The organism is Burkholderia sp. AU16482, from assembly GCF_002223285.1.
GTDB lineage: Bacteria > Pseudomonadota > Gammaproteobacteria > Burkholderiales > Burkholderiaceae > Burkholderia > Burkholderia semiarida.
In genome coordinates this window covers 1-2,992 of sequence record NZ_NKEY01000011.1, presented here as the reverse complement: position 1 = coordinate 2,992, position 2,992 = coordinate 1, and the positions used below count along the sequence as shown (strand labels likewise).

Sequence of the window (2,992 nt, the reverse complement as noted above, 5' to 3'; positions counted from 1 at the left end):
CCGGATCGAGCATCGCCTGGGTGCCGAGCGCGCCCTGGAACGCCATCGGCACGAGCGTCATCACGACGAGACACAGCGCGCCCGACCAGAAGATCGCCTTCGCGGTATCGCGCCGCGGATCGCGGAATTCACGCGTGTAGCAGACGGCCGTCTCGAAACCGTACGACGCCCAGCCGGCCATGAACATCGCGCCGAGCGCCATCGTCACGCCCTGCCCGTTCCACGCGCCGAAGGTCGCGGCCGTGAGGTTGCCCTGCGCGTCGTGACCGAGCGGCAGCAGCGGGAGCAGGTTCGACATCGGCACGTCGCCGGTGACGAACGGCACGATGCCGACGATCAAGAGCGGCGTGAGCGACGCGATGCCGAGAATGCGCTGCGTGCGCGCGGCCTTCGACGCACCGCTGTGCTGAAGTTTGAACGTGATGAGAAGCAGAATCGTCGCGATGATGAACGTCGCGTTGATCCGCAAAGACAGACCGGGCTTGATGAACCCGAGATCCGCCACCTTGAGCTGCCAGTGCAGCACCGCCGCATCGGCGGGAAAGAGACTCGTGAGCGCATAGCTCGCCGCGAGGCCGCAGCCGAGCGCGAGCATCGGCGACCACGCGAGCCAGTTGCACCATACGGATACCGGCGCAATCAGCTTGCTGTAACGAACCCAGCCGATCGCGCCGTACACCGACGCACCGCCCGATTTATGCGGAAACAGGCTGGAAATCTCCGCGTAGGTCGCGCTTTGAATCAGCCCCATCGTGATCGCGGCGATCCACACGGCCCACGCCGGGTGGCCGATCGTCGCGGACACGCCGCCGATCGTGAACAGCACGCCGGCGGGCACGCCGCTCGTGACCCAGAACGCGTCCTTCCAGCTGAGGCCGCGTTGCAGCGTGTGGCCGCCGGCATCGTGCGGCGTATCGGCCGCGACGTCGGCGGCATGGCGGATGGGCGATCCTGCATCGTTCATGGTGCTTGCTCCTGAGTGGTCGAGTTCCCGGCCGGCGGGACCGGCAAGCGGATCGGGCAGGGTGCAGGCATTGTCGAATGCGCGGCTGCGTGAAATGAATCGGCCCAGTCTGAAAATCGGCCGGTGCTCGGACCGGTCCGAGCCGGCGCATATTTTTTCACTCGCCGATCGTGCCGCCGCGAACCGCGACGATAGCGATCGCCAATCGAGCCGATATGAATAAGTCAATTCACGGCCGGCTTACATGCGAATTACAGTGAGGCCCCATTTCAAACATGGAGTCGACAGATGTACAACACGCAAGCCGCATGGCGTACCGCTTTGCTGGTATGCGCGACCGTCCTGACCTTCGACGCGAGCGCATCGACACTGACACGCGACAACGGCGCGCCCGTCGGCGACAACCAGAACTCGCAGACGGCCGGCCCCGGTGGCCCCGTCGTGCTGCAGGACGTCAACCTGATCCAGAAACTGCAGCGTTTCGACCGTGAGCGCATTCCGGAGCGCGTCGTGCACGCGCGCGGCACCGGCGCATACGGACACTTCATCGCGACCCGCGACATTTCCGACTACACGCAGGCGAAGGTGTTCGCGCCGGGCACCGACACGCCGGTGTTCGTCCGGTTCTCGAGCGTGATCCACGGCGGCACGTCGCCGGAGACGCTGCGCGACCCGCGCGGCTTCGCGACGAAGTTCTATACGTCGGAAGGCAACTGGGATCTGGTGGGCAACAACCTGCCGGTGTTCTTCATCCGCGACGCGATCAAGTTCCCGGACATGGTTCATTCGCTGAAGCCGGCGCCGGACACGAACATCCAGGATCCGAACCGCTTCTTCGATTTCTTCTCGCATCAACCCGAAGCGACGCACATGCTCACGCGCCTTTATTCGGACTACGGCACGCCGAGAAGCTATCGCGAGATGGACGGCAACAGCGTGCACGCGTACAAGTTCGTCAACGCGCGCGGCGACGTGCACTACGTGAAATTCCACTGGAAGAGCTTGCAGGGCGAGCACAATCTCGACGCGAAGGAAGCCGAGCGCATTCAGGGCAAGGACTTCAATCACATGACGCGTGATTTGCAGGCGGCCATTGCCGCCGGCAACTTCCCGAAATGGGATCTGTATATCCAGGTGCTGAAGCCCGAGCAGCTCGCGCGCTTCGAGTTCGATCCGCTCGACGCCACGAAGATCTGGCCCGACGTTCCCGAGATCAAGATCGGCACGATGACGCTCGATCGCAATCCGGCGAACATCTTCCAGGAAACGGAGCAGGCCGCGATGGCGCCGTCGAATCTGGTGCCGGGCATCGAGCCGTCGGAAGACCGGCTGCTGCAAGGCCGCCTGTTCGCGTATGCGGATACGCAGCTGCATCGGGTGGGCGTGAACGGGCTGCAATTGCCGGTGAATCGCCCGCGCGCCGACGTGGCGAACCACAACCAGGACGGCGCGATGAACGGCGGCATGACCAAGGGCACCGTGAACTACGAGCCGAGCGCGGCGAAGGATCTGTCGGCGGATGCGCGGTACAAGTACAGCCGGCTGCCGCTGACCGGCACGACGCAGCAGGCGCCGATCGCGCGGACGCGGAACTTCGCGCAGGCCGGTGCGTTCTATCGATCGCTGCCGGAGAACGCGCGCAAGGATCTGATCGCGAATCTCGCGGGCGATCTGGGGCAGGTGAAGGACGAGAACGTCAAGTACACGATGCTGTCGTATTTCCAGAAGGCCGATCCGGAGTACGGCCGCAGGATCGCGCTGGCCGTCAATGCGGATCCGCGGCGCGTCGAGGCGCTGGCTGCGCGGCTGGCGGACTGACGCAAGGTTGAACCCATGATGAAAACGGCCAGTCGCGAGACTGGCCGTTTTCGTTTGCTACGTGAGCGGCGTGAAGCCGTCGGTCACGCGAGATCGAAGCGGTCGAGGTTCATCACCTTGTTCCAGGCGGCGACGAAGTCGCGCACGAACTTCTCCTTCGCATCCGCGCTGCCGTACACCTCGGCCAGCGCGCGCAACTGCGAGTGCGAG

2 protein-coding genes are annotated in these 2,992 nt (G+C 64.5%); one reads left to right on the top strand and one right to left on the bottom strand.

The genetic code is table 11. From position 1 onward, the window contains the following. A partial coding sequence (locus CFB35_RS33850) for an APC family permease (RefSeq protein ID WP_143328786.1) occupies positions 1–964 on the bottom strand: 964 nt, incomplete at its 3' end. Between the two features lie 288 nt (positions 965–1,252). Here CFB35_RS33850 and CFB35_RS33845 point away from each other — a divergent pair. After that, complete coding sequence (locus tag CFB35_RS33845) at positions 1,253–2,782, top strand: catalase (protein ID WP_059578074.1); 1,530 nt, start codon at positions 1,253–1,255, stop codon at positions 2,780–2,782. The last annotated feature ends 210 nt before the right edge of the window (positions 2,783–2,992 follow it).

Bases quoted from the DNA above. Each gene is read 5' to 3' on its own strand.
- CFB35_RS33845 (WP_059578074.1), top strand. From the start codon at position 1,253: ATGTACAACACGCAAGCCGCATGGCGTACCGCTTTGCTGGTATGCGCG.